This is a genomic window from Streptomyces sp. NPDC088124 (genome assembly GCF_040685895.1).
Taxonomy (GTDB): domain Bacteria; phylum Actinomycetota; class Actinomycetes; order Streptomycetales; family Streptomycetaceae; genus Streptomyces.
Genome location: NZ_JBFBJB010000102.1, coordinates 1 through 16,023 on the forward strand (window position 1 = coordinate 1; position 16,023 = coordinate 16,023).

14 protein-coding genes are annotated in these 16,023 nt (G+C 73.3%); 8 read left to right on the top strand and 6 right to left on the bottom strand.

Translation table 11 applies throughout. The annotated features are described in order from the left end of the window. Positions 1 to 74: 74 nt before the first annotated feature. From AB0P17_RS42105 to AB0P17_RS42115, 3 genes are all read right to left on the bottom strand, one after another. Positions 75 to 530, bottom strand: a complete 456-nt coding sequence (locus AB0P17_RS42105) for a TerB family tellurite resistance protein (protein ID WP_365820231.1) — start codon at positions 528 to 530, stop codon at positions 75 to 77. A gap of 190 nt (positions 531 to 720) precedes the next feature. Then, positions 721 to 1,266 (bottom strand): TetR family transcriptional regulator, encoded by a 546-nt coding sequence (locus AB0P17_RS42110; protein WP_365820233.1) that lies wholly within the window; start codon positions 1,264 to 1,266, stop codon positions 721 to 723. A 10-nt stretch (positions 1,267 to 1,276) separates the two neighbouring features. Further along, complete coding sequence (locus AB0P17_RS42115) at positions 1,277 to 1,858, bottom strand: sugar O-acetyltransferase (RefSeq protein ID WP_365820235.1); 582 nt, start codon at positions 1,856 to 1,858, stop codon at positions 1,277 to 1,279. 190 nt (positions 1,859 to 2,048) lie between these two features. Here AB0P17_RS42115 and AB0P17_RS42120 point away from each other — a divergent pair, with 190 nt between their 5' ends. Beyond that, the gene (locus AB0P17_RS42120) at positions 2,049 to 2,750 is read left to right on the top strand and encodes a dienelactone hydrolase family protein (RefSeq protein WP_365820237.1); all 702 of its coding nucleotides are present in this window, start codon (positions 2,049 to 2,051) and stop codon (positions 2,748 to 2,750) included. A 40-nt stretch (positions 2,751 to 2,790) separates the two neighbouring features. Here the strand turns inward: AB0P17_RS42120 and AB0P17_RS42125 are convergent, their stop codons facing one another. Beyond that, a complete protein-coding gene (locus tag AB0P17_RS42125; protein WP_365820239.1) occupies positions 2,791 to 3,669 on the bottom strand; it encodes a UbiA family prenyltransferase in 879 nt (292 codons plus the stop codon). 134 nt (positions 3,670 to 3,803) lie between these two features. On the opposite strand from AB0P17_RS42125, the gene AB0P17_RS42130 reads away from it, so the two are divergent. From AB0P17_RS42130 to AB0P17_RS42140, 3 genes are all read left to right on the top strand, one after another. After that, positions 3,804 to 4,856: a 3-oxoacyl-[acyl-carrier-protein] synthase III C-terminal domain-containing protein gene (locus tag AB0P17_RS42130; RefSeq protein ID WP_365820241.1), complete on the top strand. Its 1,053-nt coding sequence runs from the start codon at positions 3,804 to 3,806 to the stop codon at positions 4,854 to 4,856. Positions 4,857 to 4,919: 63 nt separating this feature from the next. Beyond that, positions 4,920 to 5,444: an isoprenylcysteine carboxyl methyltransferase family protein gene (locus tag AB0P17_RS42135; RefSeq protein ID WP_365820243.1), complete on the top strand. Its 525-nt coding sequence runs from the start codon at positions 4,920 to 4,922 to the stop codon at positions 5,442 to 5,444. Further along, positions 5,441 to 6,475: an NAD(P)/FAD-dependent oxidoreductase gene (locus AB0P17_RS42140; protein WP_365820245.1), complete on the top strand. Its 1,035-nt coding sequence runs from the start codon at positions 5,441 to 5,443 to the stop codon at positions 6,473 to 6,475. Before AB0P17_RS42135 ends, AB0P17_RS42140 begins: the two co-directional genes overlap by 4 nt. Before the next feature lie 9 nt (positions 6,476 to 6,484). Here the strand turns inward: AB0P17_RS42140 and AB0P17_RS42145 are convergent, their stop codons facing one another. Then, positions 6,485 to 7,738 (bottom strand): DUF4032 domain-containing protein, encoded by a 1,254-nt coding sequence (locus AB0P17_RS42145; protein ID WP_365820247.1) that lies wholly within the window; start codon positions 7,736 to 7,738, stop codon positions 6,485 to 6,487. Between the two features lie 310 nt (positions 7,739 to 8,048). Between AB0P17_RS42145 and AB0P17_RS42150 the strand changes: the two genes are divergently transcribed. Both AB0P17_RS42150 and AB0P17_RS42155 read left to right on the top strand, forming a co-directional pair. Then, a complete protein-coding gene (locus tag AB0P17_RS42150) occupies positions 8,049 to 9,527 on the top strand; it encodes an MFS transporter (protein ID WP_365820249.1) in 1,479 nt (492 codons plus the stop codon). Beyond that, a complete protein-coding gene (locus AB0P17_RS42155; protein WP_365820251.1) occupies positions 9,524 to 10,126 on the top strand; it encodes a TetR family transcriptional regulator in 603 nt (200 codons plus the stop codon). The genes AB0P17_RS42150 and AB0P17_RS42155 overlap by 4 nt, the downstream gene beginning before the upstream one ends. 51 nt (positions 10,127 to 10,177) lie before the next feature. Here AB0P17_RS42155 and AB0P17_RS42160 read toward each other — a convergent pair whose 3' ends face one another. After that, positions 10,178 to 11,929 (bottom strand): TIGR03767 family metallophosphoesterase, encoded by a 1,752-nt coding sequence (locus AB0P17_RS42160; RefSeq protein ID WP_365820253.1) that lies wholly within the window; start codon positions 11,927 to 11,929, stop codon positions 10,178 to 10,180. Between the two features lie 1,293 nt (positions 11,930 to 13,222). On the opposite strand from AB0P17_RS42160, the gene AB0P17_RS42165 reads away from it, so the two are divergent. Together AB0P17_RS42165 and AB0P17_RS42170 are read left to right on the top strand one after the other, a co-directional pair. Further along, on the top strand, positions 13,223 to 14,230 hold the full coding sequence (locus AB0P17_RS42165) for a hypothetical protein (protein WP_365820255.1): 1,008 nt from the start codon (positions 13,223 to 13,225) through the stop codon (positions 14,228 to 14,230). 112 nt (positions 14,231 to 14,342) lie between these two features. Continuing rightward, a complete protein-coding gene (locus AB0P17_RS42170) occupies positions 14,343 to 15,872 on the top strand; it encodes an amino acid permease (RefSeq protein WP_365820257.1) in 1,530 nt (509 codons plus the stop codon). The last annotated feature ends 151 nt before the right edge of the window (positions 15,873 to 16,023 follow it).

Here is a 16,023-nt window from a genome sequence, read left to right on the forward strand (position 1 = left end):
TGAGTTCTCCTGATCGCGGGCCAGCGGCGCGGGGGGGCGGGGGTCGCCCCCCCCCCCCCCCCCCGCGGCCGGACTCAGAGGTCGAACTCGTGCGGCGGCAGGTCCAGCGCGAAGCACGCCTCGCGGACGATGGCCTGCTCCGTCTTGTCGAAGTCGCCGTCGGCGCCGCCGATGACGATGCCGATCTGGACGACCGCCCGCGCCTCGGCGGGCTTCTTCTTCGCCTTGGCGATCTCCTGGAGAACGGTGACCTTGCCGAAGGCGAAGTCGGCCGTGAGTTTGTTGAGATAGTCGTCGAAGCGCCGCTGGAGGTCCTCCGCCGGGAAGTTCTGCAGCACCTCGTTGGAGGCGATCAGCGAAGCCACCCGCTGCCGCTCCGACGGGTCGACGGAGCCGTCCGCGGCGGCGACCAGGGCGCACATGGCCATGCTCGCGTCACGGAAGGCGCCGCTCTTGAGATCGTTCTTCTTCGCCATGAGCTGCGTCTGCATCGTCGCGGCGGATTCCTTGAACCGGTCCCACAGGGCCATTCGGTCATCTCTCCTCAGGTGTCACACAGAACCAATCCGACAACGTCCGGGACCGCCGACGCGTGCCCGTACGGGCAATCCGGTTCAACCCGCACCGCCGGGGCCCCGGTTCTGTGCCGGTACGCCCGGATTCCGGCCGGTCCGGTACTGCCCCGGTGCCGCTCCGGCCACGGGCCTCCCGTGGCCGCCGTCAGGCGGTGGTGATGCGCGTGACCGCCCGGAGGGTCAGTGCGCGGCTGTGCGGCGCGCCGTTGTTGAGGGCGCGGTGCAGGGCGAGCCCCTCGATCAGCGCGTCGAGCTGGCGTGCCGTGTCGGGGTCGAAGTGCCGTTCCAGCAGCTGTCTGCTGCGGCCCATCCACGCCTGCGTCAGCTCCTGGTACTCCGGGCGCCGGGCGGCGAGGGTGTAGAGCTCCTGGGTCAGGACGAGGTCGCGGCGGGGGCCCTCGGAGAGCGTGTGCACCAGGTCGGTGACGGCCTCGCGGGCCTGTTCCGGGCTGTCCGCACGGCCCAGGTGCTCCTCGAAGACGGCCACGACCCGGTCGGCGAAGCGCGTGAAGGCTTCGCGCAGCAGCTCGTCCATGGCGGCGAAGTGGTACGTCATCGAGCCGAGGGGGACGGCGGCGCGGGCGGCGATCTTGCGGTGGGAGACACCGGCCACGCCTTCCTCCGCGATGTGGTCGAGGGTCGCGGCGAGGATGCGCTCGCGGCGCCGTGGGTCCGTGTGTCCGGTGGCCATCCGGCGTGCCTCAGAGGGTGCGGATCGGCCGGGCGGGACTGCCGACGGCGACCACGTTCGCGGGGATGTCCTTGGTGACCACCGCGCCGGCGCCGATGACGCTGTTGTCCCCGATCGTCACGCCGGGGCAGACGATGGCGCCGCCGCCGAGCCAGACGTTGTCCCCGATGGTGATGGGGAGCGCGGCTTCGAGCTTGTCGCGCCGTGGCGCCGGTTCCAGCGGGTGTGTGGGGGTGAGGAGTTGGACGTTCGGCCCGATCTGGCAGTCCTCCCCGATGGTGATCGCCGCGACGTCCAGCGCGGTCAGGTTGTAGTTGACGAACGTACGGGCCCCGATGGTGATGTTGCTGCCGTAGTCGACGTACAGCGGCGGCCGTACATGCGCCTGGTCGCCGACCGCGCCCAGCAGTTCGGCCAGTACGGGTCCGGCGGCGCGGGCGTCCTCGGTGTAGGCGGCCTGGTACCGCGCCGCCAGGCGTACGGCCCGCTGCTGCCGCTCGGCGATCTCGGGGTCGTCGGCGATGTAGAGATCCCCCGCCAGCATGCGTTCGAGGTGGGTGCGCGGATCGTCCGCGAAGTAGTCCGTCGGCATGACGGCGACCCTACCGCCCGGAGCGTACGAACGTACACTCCGGGGTGGAACGGACCACGGACCGGGTGCCCCGCCGGAGCGGCGCGGCGCCCCGGACGCGCCCGCTTCCCTACGATCCCCTGGCAACGACCCGTTCGGTCCCGGGCCACGACCTCGGGCCACCGATCCGCCGTCAGTTGGGAGCAGCACCATGCCGACCGAGCCGACCCTCCAGAACGTCTCCTTCCCGAGCGCCGGGACCACCGCCTACGGCTATCTCGCCGTACCGCCCGCCGGACACGGCCCCGGCATCGTCGTCATCCAGGAATGGTGGGGCCTGACCGCCCACATCAAGGACATCGCCGACCGCTTCGCACAGGCCGGTTATGTCGCGCTCGCCCCCGACCTGTACGGCGGCCAGGTGGCCCACGACTCCGGCGAAGCGGTGCGGCTGATGACCGAACTGCCCACCGCGCGGGGCGTCGAACTGCTCTCCGGAGCGGTGGGCTACCTGCTGGACCGGCCCGAGACGGAGGGCGGCACGGTCGGAGCCATCGGCTTCTGCATGGGCGGCGGCTTCGTGCTCGGCCTCGCCGCCGCGGACCCGCGGGTCTCCGCCGCCGTGCCGTTCTACGGCGTCAACAAGGACGGCGTCCCGGACTTCTCCAGGCTCAAGGCGGAGATCCTCGGCCACTACGGGGAGCGGGACGACACCGTACCGGTCGCCACCCTCGACGAGCTCAAGGCCACCATCGAGGCCCAGTCCGGCATCGTCCCGGTCTTCCATGTCTACGAGGGCGCCGGCCACGCCTTCTTCAACGACAGCCGCCCCGAGGCGTACCACGCCGAGGCCGCCGGGCGGGCGTGGGACCGTACGCTCGCCTTCCTCGGCGCCCGGCTCGGCGCCGCCTGACCCGCGGCCCGCCCGGCGGGGGAGCGGGGCCGGCGGTGCCTCAGGTGAGTGCCGTCCCCCGCCACAGCAGCAGCACCACATCGACCGCCGCGACGACGACGGCGGCCAGGAACGGCGCCTTCGGCCGGCGGCGCCCCAGCAGCGCGCCGCCCGTCGCGGCGACCAGCGCCACCACCAGGGCGAGCGCCCCCGCTCCGCCGGGGCGGCCCAGCGCCAGCAGCGCCGTGGCCGCGACCAGCGGGGCGGGCAGCAGCAGCCGGACGCCCGAGGGGCCCAGCCGCTGCGGCCAGCCGCGTACCCCGGCCGCCAGGTCGTCCGCGATGTCCGGCAGCACATTGCCGAGGTGCGCCCCGACCCCCACCAGCGCCGACGCGGCCACCACCCACCAGGCCGGCGGCGGCCGTCCCGGCAGACCGAGCGTCACGAAGGCGGGCAGCGAGGCGAACCCGACGGCGTACGGCAGCCAGGACGCCGCCGTCGACTTCAGACCCAGGTTGTACGCCCAGCCCGCGGCCACCCCCACCAGATGCACCGTCCCCGCGAGCGCCCCGTACAGCAGGGAGAGGGGTACGCACAGGGCCAGCGCGATCAGCGCGGCGCCGCGTACGGTGCGCGCGGTCAGCGCCCCGTCCGCCACGGGCTTGGTCCGCCGGCCCGCCGCGCCGTCCCGCGCCGCGTCGACCGCGTCATTGCTCCAGCCGATGGAGAGCTGCCCCGTCAGCACGGCCGCCGTCGCGAGGACACAGCCGGGACCGTCCTGTCCGGCGGCCACCGCGAGCCCCGCCACCAGCAGCGTCACCGCGGCCGTCGGCCCCGGGTGACACGCCCTCGGCAGCGCCCCCGCCGAGCGCGGCCACCACCCCGGCACCCCGCCGAGGGAGCCGCCGACCGTGATGCCCGCTTCGTCCCTCGCGTCCATCCGCCCATCGTAGGGTCCCCCGCGGCCCCGTCCACCGGGCCGCCACCGGAGGGGCCGTACAGGCGACTTCACGTGTGGCGCGGCGGTGCGGGGGCAGGGATTTCACGTCAGTCGCCCCCGACCTCGGACCGCAGATGACCCGCATCGCAGCCGTCCACGGAGCCCTGGCTCCGCATCAGCACAGCCAGCAGGACCTCACGGACACCGTCGCCGCCTGCTGTCTGCCCGCCGGGGCCGACCGTCGGGTGCTCGACCGGCTGCACCAAGCCACCCGCGTGACCACCCGTCATACGGCCCTTCCTCTCGACCGGTACGGCGCCCTCGACGACTTCGGCACGGTCAACGACGCCTTCATCGCAGCGGCGGTCCCGCTGGGCATCGAGGCCGTCGGCGGCGCGCTGGACGCCGCGGGGCTCTCCCCGCGCGATGTCGACCTGCTGATGTTCACGTCCGTCACCGGCATCGCCGCGCCGTCCGTGGACGCCCTCCTGGTGGGGCGGCTCGGGCTGCGCCCCGACGTCAAGCGCGTACCGGTCTTCGGCCTCGGCTGTGTCGCGGGAGCGGCGGGCATCGCCCGGCTGCACGACTACCTGCTGGGCCACCCCGACGACGTCGCCGTCCTGCTCTCCGTGGAGCTGTGCTCGCTCACCTTCCAGCGGGACGACCTCTCCACGGCCAACCTCGTCGCCTCCGGGCTCTTCGGCGACGGGGCGGCGGCGGTCGTCGCCTGCGGGGCCCGGCGCCGCGTCACGGGGCCCCGGGTCCTCGACGCGCGCGGCCATCTCTACCCGGACACCGAACACGTGATGGGCTGGGACGTCACCGGCTCCGGTTTCCGGATCGTCCTGGACGCGAGCGTTCCGGACGTCGTACGGAAGAATCTCGCCGCCGACGTGGACGGCTTCCTCGCCGGCCACGGCCTGGGGCGCGAGGACATCACCGCCTGGGTGTGCCACCCCGGCGGCCCCAAGGTCCTGGAGGCGATCGAGGAGGTCCTCGAACTCCCGCCCGACGCCCTGGACCTCACCTGGAGCTCGCTGGCCGCCGTGGGCAACCTGTCCTCGTCCTCGGTGCTGCACGTCCTGCGCGACACCCTGGCCGAGCGGCCGCCCCAGGCCGGCACGGCGGGGCTGCTGCTCGCGATGGGGCCCGGATTCTGCTCCGAACTGGTCCTGCTCCGCTGGTAGCCGCACCACGAGTGGTAGCCGCACCACGAGGAGAGAAGTGACAGGGAAGAAACAAGGAAGAAGATGATCTGGTACACCGCGCTCGTCCTGGCCGTCGGCGCGGAGCGCGTCGCCGAACTGGCCGTCGCCCGCCGCAACGCCCGCTGGAGCCTGGCGCGCGGCGCCGTCGAACGGGGGCGGGGACACTACCCGCCGATGGTCGTCCTGCACACCGGGCTGCTCTTCGGCTGCCTCGCCGAAGTGGCGCTCGCCGACCGGCCGTTCGTGCCCGTCCTCGGCTGGACCATGCTCGCCGTCGTGGTCGCCGCGCAGGGGCTGCGCTGGTGGTGCGTGCGCACCCTGGGGCCGCGCTGGAACACCCGGGTCCTGGTGGTGCCCGGGCTCCCGCTGGTGACGGACGGCCCGTACCGGCTGCTGCGCCACCCCAACTACGTGGCGGTGGCGGCCGAGGGCGTCGCGCTGCCCCTCGTGCACGGTGCCTGGCTGACCGCGCTGGTGTTCACCGTCCTCAACGCCGCGCTGCTGACCGTACGGACCCGGTGTGAGAACAGCGCGCTGCGGATGGCCGGGGCGGGCGCCCTGCCGTGATCGACCTGCTGGTGGCCGGTGGTGGTCCGGCCGGACTCGCCACCGCCGTGCACGCCGCCCTGGCCGGACTGGAGACCGTGGTGATCGAGCCGCGCGCCACCCCGGTCGACAAGGCCTGCGGCGAGGGCGTGCTGCCGAGCGGCGTGCGCGCGCTGGGCGTCCTCGGCCTCGAAGGGCCCGGCGGCCCCGGGGGCCAGACCCTGCGCGGGATCCGGTACGTCCGGGGCGCGGAGCGCGCGGAGGCCGCCTTCGACGCGGGCCCCGGCCTCGGCGTACGCCGCACCGCCCTGCACGCGGCGCTGGCGCGGCGGGCCGAGGAGACCGGCGTACGGATCGTCGGCGGCCGGGTCGGCGAGATCGAGCAGCGCGCCGACGGGGTGACCGCGGGCGGCCTGCGGGCGCGCTGGCTGGTGGCCGCGGACGGCCTGCACTCACCGGTACGGCGCAGCCTCGGCCTGGAACTGCCCGGCCGGGGCCCTCGGCGCTACGGGCAGCGGCGGCACTACCGCGTCGCGCCGTGGACGGACTTCGTCGAGGTCCACTGGTCGGCGACCGGCGAGGACGGTGAGGCGTACGTGACGCCGGTGGCCCCGGACCTGGTGGGGGTCGCCGTACTGAGCACGGTCAGGCGCGGCTACGACGACCACCTCGCCGCCTTCCCCGAGCTGCGGGCCCGGCTCGCGGGAGCGCCCGCCGGAGCCGTGCGCGGCGCGGGTCCGCTGCGGCGCCGGGTACGCCACCGGACGGCGGGGCGGGTGCTGCTCGTGGGCGACGCGGCGGGCTATGTCGACGCGCTCACCGGCGAGGGCATCGCCCTCGCGCTGGCGTCCGCCCGGGTGGCGGTGGGCTGCCTGCGGGCCGGGCGGCCCCAGGCGTACGAGCGGGCGTGGCGCGCGCTGACCCGCCGCCACCGGCTGCTGACGGAGGGGCTGCTGAGGGTCGCGGGCCGCCCGGCGGGCGCCCGGCTGCTGGTCCCGGCGGCGGCGCGGGCGCCGTCGCTCTTCACGGCGGCGGTACGCGCCCTCCAGTGACCGCCCCGGTCAGGGGGAGAGGTCGGCCGAGGGGTCCGCCGGCGGCGCCAGCGCGGCCACCTCGCGGGGCAGCACATGCGCCAGGTAGTCCTCGATCGTCGCCTCCAGACCGATGTCGCGCCCCGCCGCCTCCGACAGGTACCAGCGGTGCTCCAGCACCTCGTGGTAGATCTGCGCCGCGTCCATCTCACCGCGCAGCTCCAGCGGTACGGCCCGTACCGTCGGCCGGAACACGTCGCGCACCCAGCGGTGGGCCAGCACCTCGGGCCTGGCCCCCAGCGGATCGCCGGGGGCGTAGTCGTCCTCGCCCGCCATCCAGCTCTCCAGGTCGTTGAGCAGCCGCCGCGCCTGGTTCTCCTCGGCGTCCAGCCCGGTCAGCCGCAGCAACTGGCGCTGGTGATGGCCGGCGTCCACGACCTTCGGCAGGAACGTCACGGTGTCGCCCTGAGGGGAGCGTTCGATCTGCATCTCCGCCACGTCGAAGCCGAGATCGTTGAGGCGGCGGATCCGCCGGTCGATGTAGTGGCGCTTGTCCACCGGGTACACCGACTCCCGCGTGACCTCGTGCCACAGGTCCTCGTACCGCCGTACGATCGCGGCGCCGAAGGGCACCGGGTCGACGGAGGGGTGGAGCGCGCCCGACGCCTCCAGGTCCATCAGCTCCCCGGCGATGTTGACCCGGGCCAGTTCGATGTCGTACTCGCGCTGTCCCCGGCTGAGATTCTGCTGGAGCTGACCGGTCTCGGCGTCCACCAGATAGGCGGCGTACGCCCCGGCGTCCCGCCGGAAGAGCGCGTTGGACAGCGAGCAGTCGCCCCAGGCGAACCCGGCGAGATGGAGCCGTACGAGCAGCACCGCCAGCGCGTCCATGAGCCGCTTGACCGTGCTCGGGCGCATCGTCGACTCGAACATCGAGCGGTACGGCAGCGAGCCCTTGAGATGGCGGGTGATCAGCGCCGGCTCCAGCGGCGCGCCGTCCCCGTCCATCCGGCCGGTCACCACCGCCACCGGATCCACGGCGGGGATGCCGAGCCGGTGCAGATCGCGCAGCAGCCCGAACTCGCGCACCGCGCCGCGCTCGGATATCTCCTTGACCGCCACGATCTCGGGGCCGGCCGACGCGAAGCGGACCACATGGCGCGAGATGCCGCGTGGCAGCGCGACCAGGCACGCGTCGGGCCACCGGTCGAGCGGGATGTTCCAGGGGAGGTCGAGGAGTACGGCCGGCTGCTCCGGATTGGTCGCGCTGATCTGGAGCGCCATCGTGCCTCCCACGGCGGTCGTCGGGCGGGCACCGGATCCCCGGCGGCCGAGGACAGTGTGCCGGGTCCGGTCGTGTCCCCCCAAGGCAGGACGGGGTGAACGCTTGTGCACCTTTGGTCTGGCGTGGGGGTGCACAGGCGTTTACCGTGGAGGTGAACGCTTGTGCACCCCGCCGGCTCGCGCGTACTCCGCGCGTACCCCGCGCGCGTACCCCGCGCGCGTATCCCGCGCATGTCCCTTGCGCGTACCCGCCTCGTGGTGGGTGCGTCGGTCCCCGCACCCCCACCGGCCCCTCACCGTACGGAGCGAGATGTCCGAAGCCATATCCGCGGCCGGCCCCGCCGGACCGCCCCCCGAGGCCCCGCACCCCCGGTTCCTCGTCGCCGTCCTGGCCTTCTGCGGGGTGGTCGTCGCCGTCATGCAGACACTCGTCGTCCCGCTGCTCCCGCACGTCCCCGCGCTCACCGGCGCCACCCCGACCGCGGCGAGCTGGCTGGTCACCGTCACCCTGCTCACCGGCGCCGTCTGCACGCCCGTACTCGGCCGGGTCGGCGACATGTACGGCAAGCGCCGCGTCCTCATCGCCTCCCTCGGCGTGCTGGCCGCCGGGTCCGTGCTGTGCGCCGTCAGCTCCCACATCGGCGTGCTGATCGCTGGACGGGCGCTCCAGGGCGCCGCCCTCGCCGTCGTACCGCTGGGCATCAGCATCATGCGCGACGAACTGGCGCCCGAGCGCGTCCTGTCCTCCGTCGCGCTGATGAGTTCGACCCTGGGCATCGGCGCGGCCGTCGGACTGCCCGTCGCCGCGCTGGTCGTCGAGCACTACGACTGGCACACCATGTTCTGGGCGTCGGCCGCGCTCGGGCTGCTCGACATCGCGCTCGTCCTGCTCTGCGTACCGGAGTCGCCCCGGCGCTCGCGCGGCCGGTTCGACGCACCGGGCGCGCTCGGCCTGGCCACGGCCCTGGTCAGCCTGCTGCTGGCGGTCACCCAGGGCGGCGACTGGGGCTGGACGTCGGCCCGCACCCTCGGACTGCTGCTCCTCGCCGTGGTGACCGGGCTCGTCTGGGGCCGTTACGAGCTGCGCGTCTCCTCACCCATGGTCGATCTCCGGGTCTCCGCGCGCCCCGCGGTGCTGCTGACCAACATCGCCGCCCTGCTGATCGGCTTCGCCTTCTACGCCAACTCCCTGTCCACCGCCCAGATGGTCCAGGAACCGAAGGCCACCGGCTACGGTCTGGGCGCCTCGATCGTCGTCAGCGGACTCTGCCTGCTGCCCGGGGGCCTGACGATGGTCGCGCTGTCGCCCGTCTCCGCGCGGATCTCCGCCGCGTACGGACCGCGGACCACCCTCGCGATCGCCTCCGGCATCCTCGCCGTCGGCTACGTGGTGCGCTTCTTCACCAGCCACCGGCTCTGGACGATCGTCCTCGGCGCCACTGTGGTCGCCGCTGGCACCGCGATCGCCTACTCGGCCCTGCCCGCGCTGGTGATGCGCGGGGTGCCGGTGAGCGAGACCGGGGCGGCCAACGGTCTCAACACCCTGATGCGCTCGGTCGGGCAGGCGTGCTGCAGCGCCGCCGTGGCCGCCGTACTCGCCCGTATGACCTTCGACGCCGGCGGGCGCACCGCCCCCACCCTCGGCGCCTATCTGCTGGTCTTCGTCCTCGCGGGCACCGCGGCGCTGCTCGCGCTGGCCGTCACGCTGTGTCTGCCGCGGCAGCCGGACACCACCACCGGTAGGGTCGGCCGGGACCGTGCGAAGTCGCTGGCCCAGGAGGGCGCATGAACGGGCGGGCAACGGACCCGCGGGCCACCGCCGCGCCGGCGGCCGGCGCCGGTGCGGACGTCGACGCCGGGACGGGACGGGCCGCGATCCTGCGTGCCGCGCGGCGCGCGTTCGCCTTCCGGCCGTACGCCGAGGTGACGCTGCGGGGTATCGCCGCCGACGCGGGCGTCAGCGCCTCGCTGATCGTCAAGCACTTCAGTACCAAGGAACGGCTGTTCAACACGGTCGCGGACTTCGGTCCCGCCGCCGACCAGCTCTTCGCCGCGCCCCTCGGCGAACTCGGCCGCCATCTGGTCCTCACCCTGGTGCGCAGCCGCCGCGAGCAGCAGGGGGACCCGCTGCTGCGCGTGGTGTTCGCGCTGGGCAACGATGACGAGCGCGCCCTGCTGCGGGAACGCTTCGACGAACAGATCACCCAGCGCCTCGCCGCCCTGCTGACCGGCCGCGACCGCACCCTGCGCGCCGAGCTGATCGCCGGACAACTGCTGGGCCTCGGCGCGGTGCAGAGCCTCTACCGCTCCGGCGCCGGCGGCCGGACGACCCCGGAGGGGATCGCCGACCTGTACGCCCCCGCCGTCCAGCGCCTGATCGACGGCTGACGGGCGGTCCGGCTCACCTGTTCCTGTCGGCGGTCGGACGTTCCGTCGGCGTCAGCGCGTCAGCAGCAACTCGGTGTTGCGGTCCGTCGATGTGCCCGCCGGAGCGGTGGTCGAGCCGGGCGCGTTGTGCGACAGCTCCCGGTAGAGCGCCGCGAGCCCGGTCTGCGAGAGGTCCCCGAAGTCGGTGCGGTGCGGCGCGGACGACTCGATCAGGGTGGTGAACAGCGACAGCGTGCCGTCGTTGTTGTCCGCGATCTCGATGACCCGGGCGAGCTGCGGGAAGTCGATGTGCGAGGCCGTGGAGATCTCCCAGAAACCGCCGCGCGGCGCGATCGCGTTGCGGTGACTGTGCCCGTTCACCCAGGCCAGCACCTGCGGACTGCGCCCCAGCAGCGCCAGCACCTCGTCACCGTTGTGCCGCGACTCGCCGGGGTGGGCCGGGTCGGGGTGGGTGTTGGTCATCGTCCAGCTGTTGTGGTGGCTGAAGACCACGACGTAACCGTCCCGGAGCTCCTTGAGCGTCCGCTTCAGCCAGGTGAACTGCGCGGTGTTGAGCGAGCCCGTGAAGTGCCCGCCCCGGTCGGTGGTGTCGAGACTGATCCCGGTGACGTTCTCGCCCATCGGGAAGGTGTAGTAGAGCGTGTCGCCGTCGAGGTTGGCCGCGGTGTATCCGTGCCCGGCCGGACCCGCCCCGGCGCGCGCCGGATCGAGGTGCGCCTTCAGGTAGTCGCGCGGACCGAACGGCGCCCGGCCCGGGTCCGGTGTGATCGTGCGCATCCGTCGCTTCGAACGGCGCAGCAGGTCGATCAGCTTGGCACCGGAGGGGTCGCCGCCCTTCGAGAGCAGCTTCAGCATCTCCTTCGCCTCGGCGTCCGGGATGCCGTACAGCTTCTTCGAGCCGACGGCGAAGTCCGCGAGGAATCCGCTCCGGTCGGCCATCGCGCCGCTCGCCAGCCCGTCGTGGTTGCCGACGGTCGAGTACCACGGGATGCGCAGCCCCGGGCTGTTGACCGAGCGGACCGCGGCGGCGAGAAATCCGTCGACACGGGGGTAGCCGAGCCGCTTGTCGGTGTCGCGCAGGCCGTCCTCGGGGTGCCAGAACAGCCGCTCGCCGGAGTTCTGCACCCCCTCGTAGCGGCGCGGGTCGCCCGTGTTCGGGGTGACCCGGCCGCCGCTCATCACCGTGAGGAACCAGTCGAGTTCCGCGTGCGAGTTGTTGTCGGTGTTGTCCCCGGTCGTCACGGCGAACGAGAGCGGCGCCCCCGTCGCGGGACCCGTCCTGAGCGCGTTGATCTGCTCGATCAGCGCCACCGCGCCCGGCACCGTCAGGGCCTCCTGCGGGCGCCACCCGGAGAGCTGCTGCGAGCGCAGGTACTCGGTGCGTACGGGGTGCTGGACATCCACCAGGTGCAGATCGGTCAGCTGTACGAAGGAGCTGAGCACGGTACGCCGCCCGGCGCGACCGGCCCGCGGGGCCGCCAACTGCTCCCGTACGACCCGGCGCCATCCGGGACCGTCGCCGAGCCGGCGGAACGCGGCGGCCGTGTCGCGCGGGGTGGCGACCGTGTCCAGCGTCGTACGGGCGGGCGCGGCAGGCGCCCGGACGGGGGCGGCGGTGGCCGTCGGGGCCACCGGGCCACGGGGACTCGGCACGGCGGACGCCGCCGAGGCCGCGGACGCCGCGCCCGAGTTGCCGCCCGCGCCGAGCGCCAGCCCGATCCCCGCCGAGACACCGACCGCTCCGGTCGCGGTGAGGAAGGAACGGCGGTCGACGGCGGTGACTGCGGAGCGTATGCGTGTCATGATCCGGTCTCCCGAGTACGAGCGCGTCGGCAAGCGTGCCGGGGACGGCCCCTGGCTGCACCTTGATGCTTGACATCGGGCGTGGCCTGCGAGTGAACGACGCTCCAACGTCCGACACCCATCTCCACACAGGGATCACCGCGGCGGCGAAGCGTCGCCGGGCCCTCGGTCGCCGGACCGGAGGCGGTCACTCACCGTTCACCGCGCGGGGAAGGGCGCCCCGCCGCGCCCGGTCGCGGGAAGCCGGAGAAATCCGCCTCGCGCGGGACGCATAGGTCGTCGGAGAGCGGGCACACGCCTTTCGACAGGACCACGCTCACGGCCCTTCCCCCTCGGCCGCTTGAGCCTTCCCGGCCCCATCGGCGCACCCCCTCGCCGGTGGGGCCGCCCCTTTGGCGCGCCCCCGCCGCAGGCTTCGTATGCCACCCGCGCGCGGGCGCGCGCCCGCGCGAACGGCCGCGGGGCAGAGCCGGCGGCATGTGCCGTCGTGTGCGCCTGCAATGAGGCCCCCGTATACGGTCCTCCCAGGTCGGCGCCGGTGCCCGGCCCCGACCCGGGGTGTGGTCCACGGGGCGCGCGGCGGCGCGCGAAACATGGTCCCGGCTACGGTGCGTACTTCATATATTCCGGTTGGGTCACAGTTCCGCGTGGACGGCGTGGCCTGTTCGACTGCTCGGACGGGCCGGCTCTCCCGCCGGGTGCGCACCCCGGGGGCCGGTGGGAACGGGCCCGGGGGCAGGAGTGGCGCAGGTCACGGCGGTGCAGGTGGGAGCGGTCGCGGGGGCTCCACGGGACCGGACGCGCCCGGTGCGGACCGATCCGTACCGGCTCCGCCGATGTCCTCCCGTTACGTCACCCGCCCCGGGCGCTCCGGACGGCCCGACCGGACCCCGCGTCACCTCGCTTGATCAACGGAGAGTTGCGAAAGATCAGCAAAGTGTTCGAGGGGGCGGACGGCGGCCCCTACACTGATCGCCGCAGCGGCAGGGTGGGCTCGATCAGCCCGCCCTCTCGGTGGGCGCGGTACGACCACGCCTTCGCAGTACCCAGCCGGAACGTTTCACCCCCCACTGTCCTTGAGGATCTATGCCGATCATCCATTCATCCGGGCGCCCCGCCGGCGGTCTCCTGGCCCACGGCACCGCCCGTCGCCCCCGGGTCCCGGGGCCACCAGGGACGGGGGCGGAGGGCCGGTGCTAGGGACTCCCGTTCGGATCTCGCCGGGCTCGCGCGGGCCCCTGTACGGCCCAACGGGCGGCGGATACGGCCCAACAGGCGGACGGAGCACCACTGATGGCGAGTGACAACTTCCGCCCCGTCTACCACCCGGCCGGCCACGACAACGATCTGCGCGCCGCCGTGCAGGAGTTGCGCGCCGGACGCTGGGTCTCGATGCGCAACCTCCTCGCCGAGACCCGCGAATGGTCCCTGTGGACCCAGCGCACCCAGGTACTGGCCGCCGTGGCCGCCGGATCCGACGCCGTACGGGCCTGGCGGAGCGAGGAGCCCGACAGCACCGCCGCCACCGTCATGCACACCCGCGTCCTGGTCGAACGCGCCGTGCGCGCCCACCGCGAGGGACACGCGCGCACCCAGGAGCTGTGGCAGCAGGCGTGGGAGGCGTGCGGCACCGCCGCCCGGCAGGTCCCCGGGGACCCGGTGCCCTGGGTCTGTCTGCTGGCACTGTCCCAACTCGACACCGAGCAGCGGCTGGAGGAGCACCGGCTGCCGCCCCCCGGCCCGATGCTCTTCCCCGGTCCCTGGGCCCTGCTGGCCGAGGTGGACAAGCGCGATCCGTACAACCGCGAGGCGTACCACCGCATGCTGCAGTTCGTGTACGCGCGGCGGTCCGACGGATCCCTCTCCGAAGCGGTCAACTTCGTGCAGTGGGCCGCCTCCTCCGCCCCCGAGGGATCGTCGCTGCACGCCATGCCGCTGTTCGTCAGGACGGAGCGCTACCGTCGCGACAACGGCCATGAGAAAGCCCTCGACCTGCACTGGGTCACGGAGGACGCCACCCGCGACGCCCTGCGGGCGCTGAACCTCTGGTTCGACCACGCCGTCCTGGCCGAGGCGTCGCTGCTCGACCTCAACCAGCTCGCGCACGCCCTGTGGGGCGCCCTCCAGTTCAGCGAGGCGGCCCGGGTGTTCGAGGCGCTCGGCCCGTACTACGTCTCCCTGCCCTGGGCGTACCGTACGCGCCGGCCCGGCGACGCCGCCGAGGCCGAGGACGTGTTCCTGCGGGCCCGCAGCCGCTGCCTCAGCGCCGTTCGCGAGCCCCGGAAGGGCCCCTCCGGCTGATTCACCGCCCCGTACCGCTCACCGCCCTCACCCCCCTGCGGCCGGTTCCCCTCCGTCCGCCCCGTCGCCCCCGTCCCCACCCCTTTTTGTGTTGCTCCCCGGAGGTAGTTCCATGTCCGTTTCCCCGCCGACCTGGTCGAAGACCGAGCCCGCGCCACCGGTGGACGAGGAGAAGCGGCTGCGCGAGCTCGGTTACCAGCCGGTGCTCGCCCGCCGGATGGGCGGCTTCGGCAACTTCGCCATCAGCTTCTCCGTCATCTCCATCCTGTCCGGCTGCATGACGCTCTACGGCTTCGGCATGGGCACCGGCGGCCCGGCCGTGATGCTCTGGGGCTGGGCCGGTGTCGGACTCTTCGTCCTCTGCGTCGGCATGGCGCTCGCCGAGGTCACCAGCGCGTACCCGACCTCGGGCGCTCTCTACTACATGGCCGACCGGCTCGGCGGACGCAAGTGGGGCTGGTACACCGGCTGGCTCAACCTGCTCGGACTGCTCGGCGCGATCGCCGGAATCGACTACGGCGCCGCGCTGTTCACCGGAGCCTTCCTCAACCTCCAGTTCGGTTTCAGCCCCACCCCCGGCTGGACCTTTGTCATATTCCTCTGCATTCTCCTCCTGCACGCCGTGCTGAACCTCTTCGGTGTCCGGCTGGTCAGCGTCCTCAACTCCATCAGCGTGTGGTGGCACCTGGTCGGTGTCGCCGTCATCGTCGGCGCGCTCGCGGTCATCCCCGACAGCCACCAGTCGCCGTCCTTCGTCTTCACCGAGTTCGTGAACGACACCGGCTGGCAGAACCCGCTCTACGTCGCGGCCATCGGCCTGCTGCTCGCCCAGTACACCTTCTGCGGCTACGACGCCTCCGCCCACCTCTCGGAGGAGACCTCGAACGCCTCCGTCACGGCGGCGCGCGGCATCGTCCGGGCCATCTGGGTCTCCTGGATCGCCGGGTTCGCCCTGCTGGCCGGCCTCACCTTCGCCATCCAGGACTACGCGGGCGCCCAGAACAGCGCCACCGGCGTGCCGCCCGCGCAGATCCTCATCGACGCCCTCGGCACCAGCGGCGCGACCGCGCTGCTCCTCCTCGTCATCGTCGCGCAGCTCTTCTGCGGCAACGCGGAGGTCGCGGCGGCCAGCCGGATGGTGTTCGCCTTCAGCCGCGACAACGCGCTCCCGGGCTCCGCGCTGTGGCGGCGCGTCAGCGGCCGTACGCAGACCCCGGTCCCCGCGGTGTGGCTGTCGGTCATCGTCGCGGCCGTGCTCGCCGTGCCGTCCCTGTACTCGGCGACCGCGTACGGCGCGGTCACGGCCATCAACGTCATCGGCATCACCCCCGCCTACGCCATCCCGATCTTCCTCAAGCTGCGCGCCAAGGGCCGCTTCGAGCCGGGCCCCTGGACTCTGGGCCGCTGGTCCAAGCCCATCGGCTGGATCGCCGTGGTGTGGGTGGCCCTGGTCACCGTGCTCTTCTGCCTGCCGCAGACCAACCCGGTGACCGTCGACTCGATGAACTACGCGGTGATCGCGCTCGCCGTCGTGCTGGCGCTGGCAACCGTCTGGTGGTACATCGCCCGCGGCTCGTACAGCACCCCGCAGGCCTACGGCAACGCCCGCGAACAGTCGGAGATCTCCGAGGGCATCGTCTGATCGCGGGAGACGTTCTCGGTCCCTCCCCGAGGGGGTGGCGGCGCCCGGCCGGGCGCCGTCGTCCAGCGCGTGCGATCGCAAGGCGGCCGGAAGCCCTTGTAGCGGAGCTACCAGGGCTATTGGCCAACGCCGCGAGCGTGCGTGCTGGGCG

Coding starts and splice junctions, on each gene's coding strand:
- AB0P17_RS42105 (WP_365820231.1), bottom strand. CDS start 530: ATGGCCCTGTGGGACCGGTTCAAGGAATCCGCCGCGACGATGCAGACG.
- AB0P17_RS42110 (WP_365820233.1), bottom strand. CDS start 1,266: ATGGCCACCGGACACACGGACCCACGGCGCCGCGAGCGCATCCTCGCC.
- AB0P17_RS42115 (WP_365820235.1), bottom strand. CDS start 1,858: ATGCCGACGGACTACTTCGCGGACGATCCGCGCACCCACCTCGAACGC.
- AB0P17_RS42120 (WP_365820237.1), top strand. CDS start 2,049: ATGCCGACCGAGCCGACCCTCCAGAACGTCTCCTTCCCGAGCGCCGGG.
- AB0P17_RS42125 (WP_365820239.1), bottom strand. CDS start 3,669: ATGGACGCGAGGGACGAAGCGGGCATCACGGTCGGCGGCTCCCTCGGC.
- AB0P17_RS42130 (WP_365820241.1), top strand. CDS start 3,804: ATGACCCGCATCGCAGCCGTCCACGGAGCCCTGGCTCCGCATCAGCAC.
- AB0P17_RS42135 (WP_365820243.1), top strand. CDS start 4,920: ATGATCTGGTACACCGCGCTCGTCCTGGCCGTCGGCGCGGAGCGCGTC.
- AB0P17_RS42145 (WP_365820247.1), bottom strand. CDS start 7,738: ATGGCGCTCCAGATCAGCGCGACCAATCCGGAGCAGCCGGCCGTACTC.
- AB0P17_RS42150 (WP_365820249.1), top strand. CDS start 8,049: ATGTCCGAAGCCATATCCGCGGCCGGCCCCGCCGGACCGCCCCCCGAG.
- AB0P17_RS42155 (WP_365820251.1), top strand. CDS start 9,524: ATGAACGGGCGGGCAACGGACCCGCGGGCCACCGCCGCGCCGGCGGCC.
- AB0P17_RS42160 (WP_365820253.1), bottom strand. CDS start 11,929: ATGACACGCATACGCTCCGCAGTCACCGCCGTCGACCGCCGTTCCTTC.
- AB0P17_RS42165 (WP_365820255.1), top strand. CDS start 13,223: ATGGCGAGTGACAACTTCCGCCCCGTCTACCACCCGGCCGGCCACGAC.
- AB0P17_RS42170 (WP_365820257.1), top strand. CDS start 14,343: ATGTCCGTTTCCCCGCCGACCTGGTCGAAGACCGAGCCCGCGCCACCG.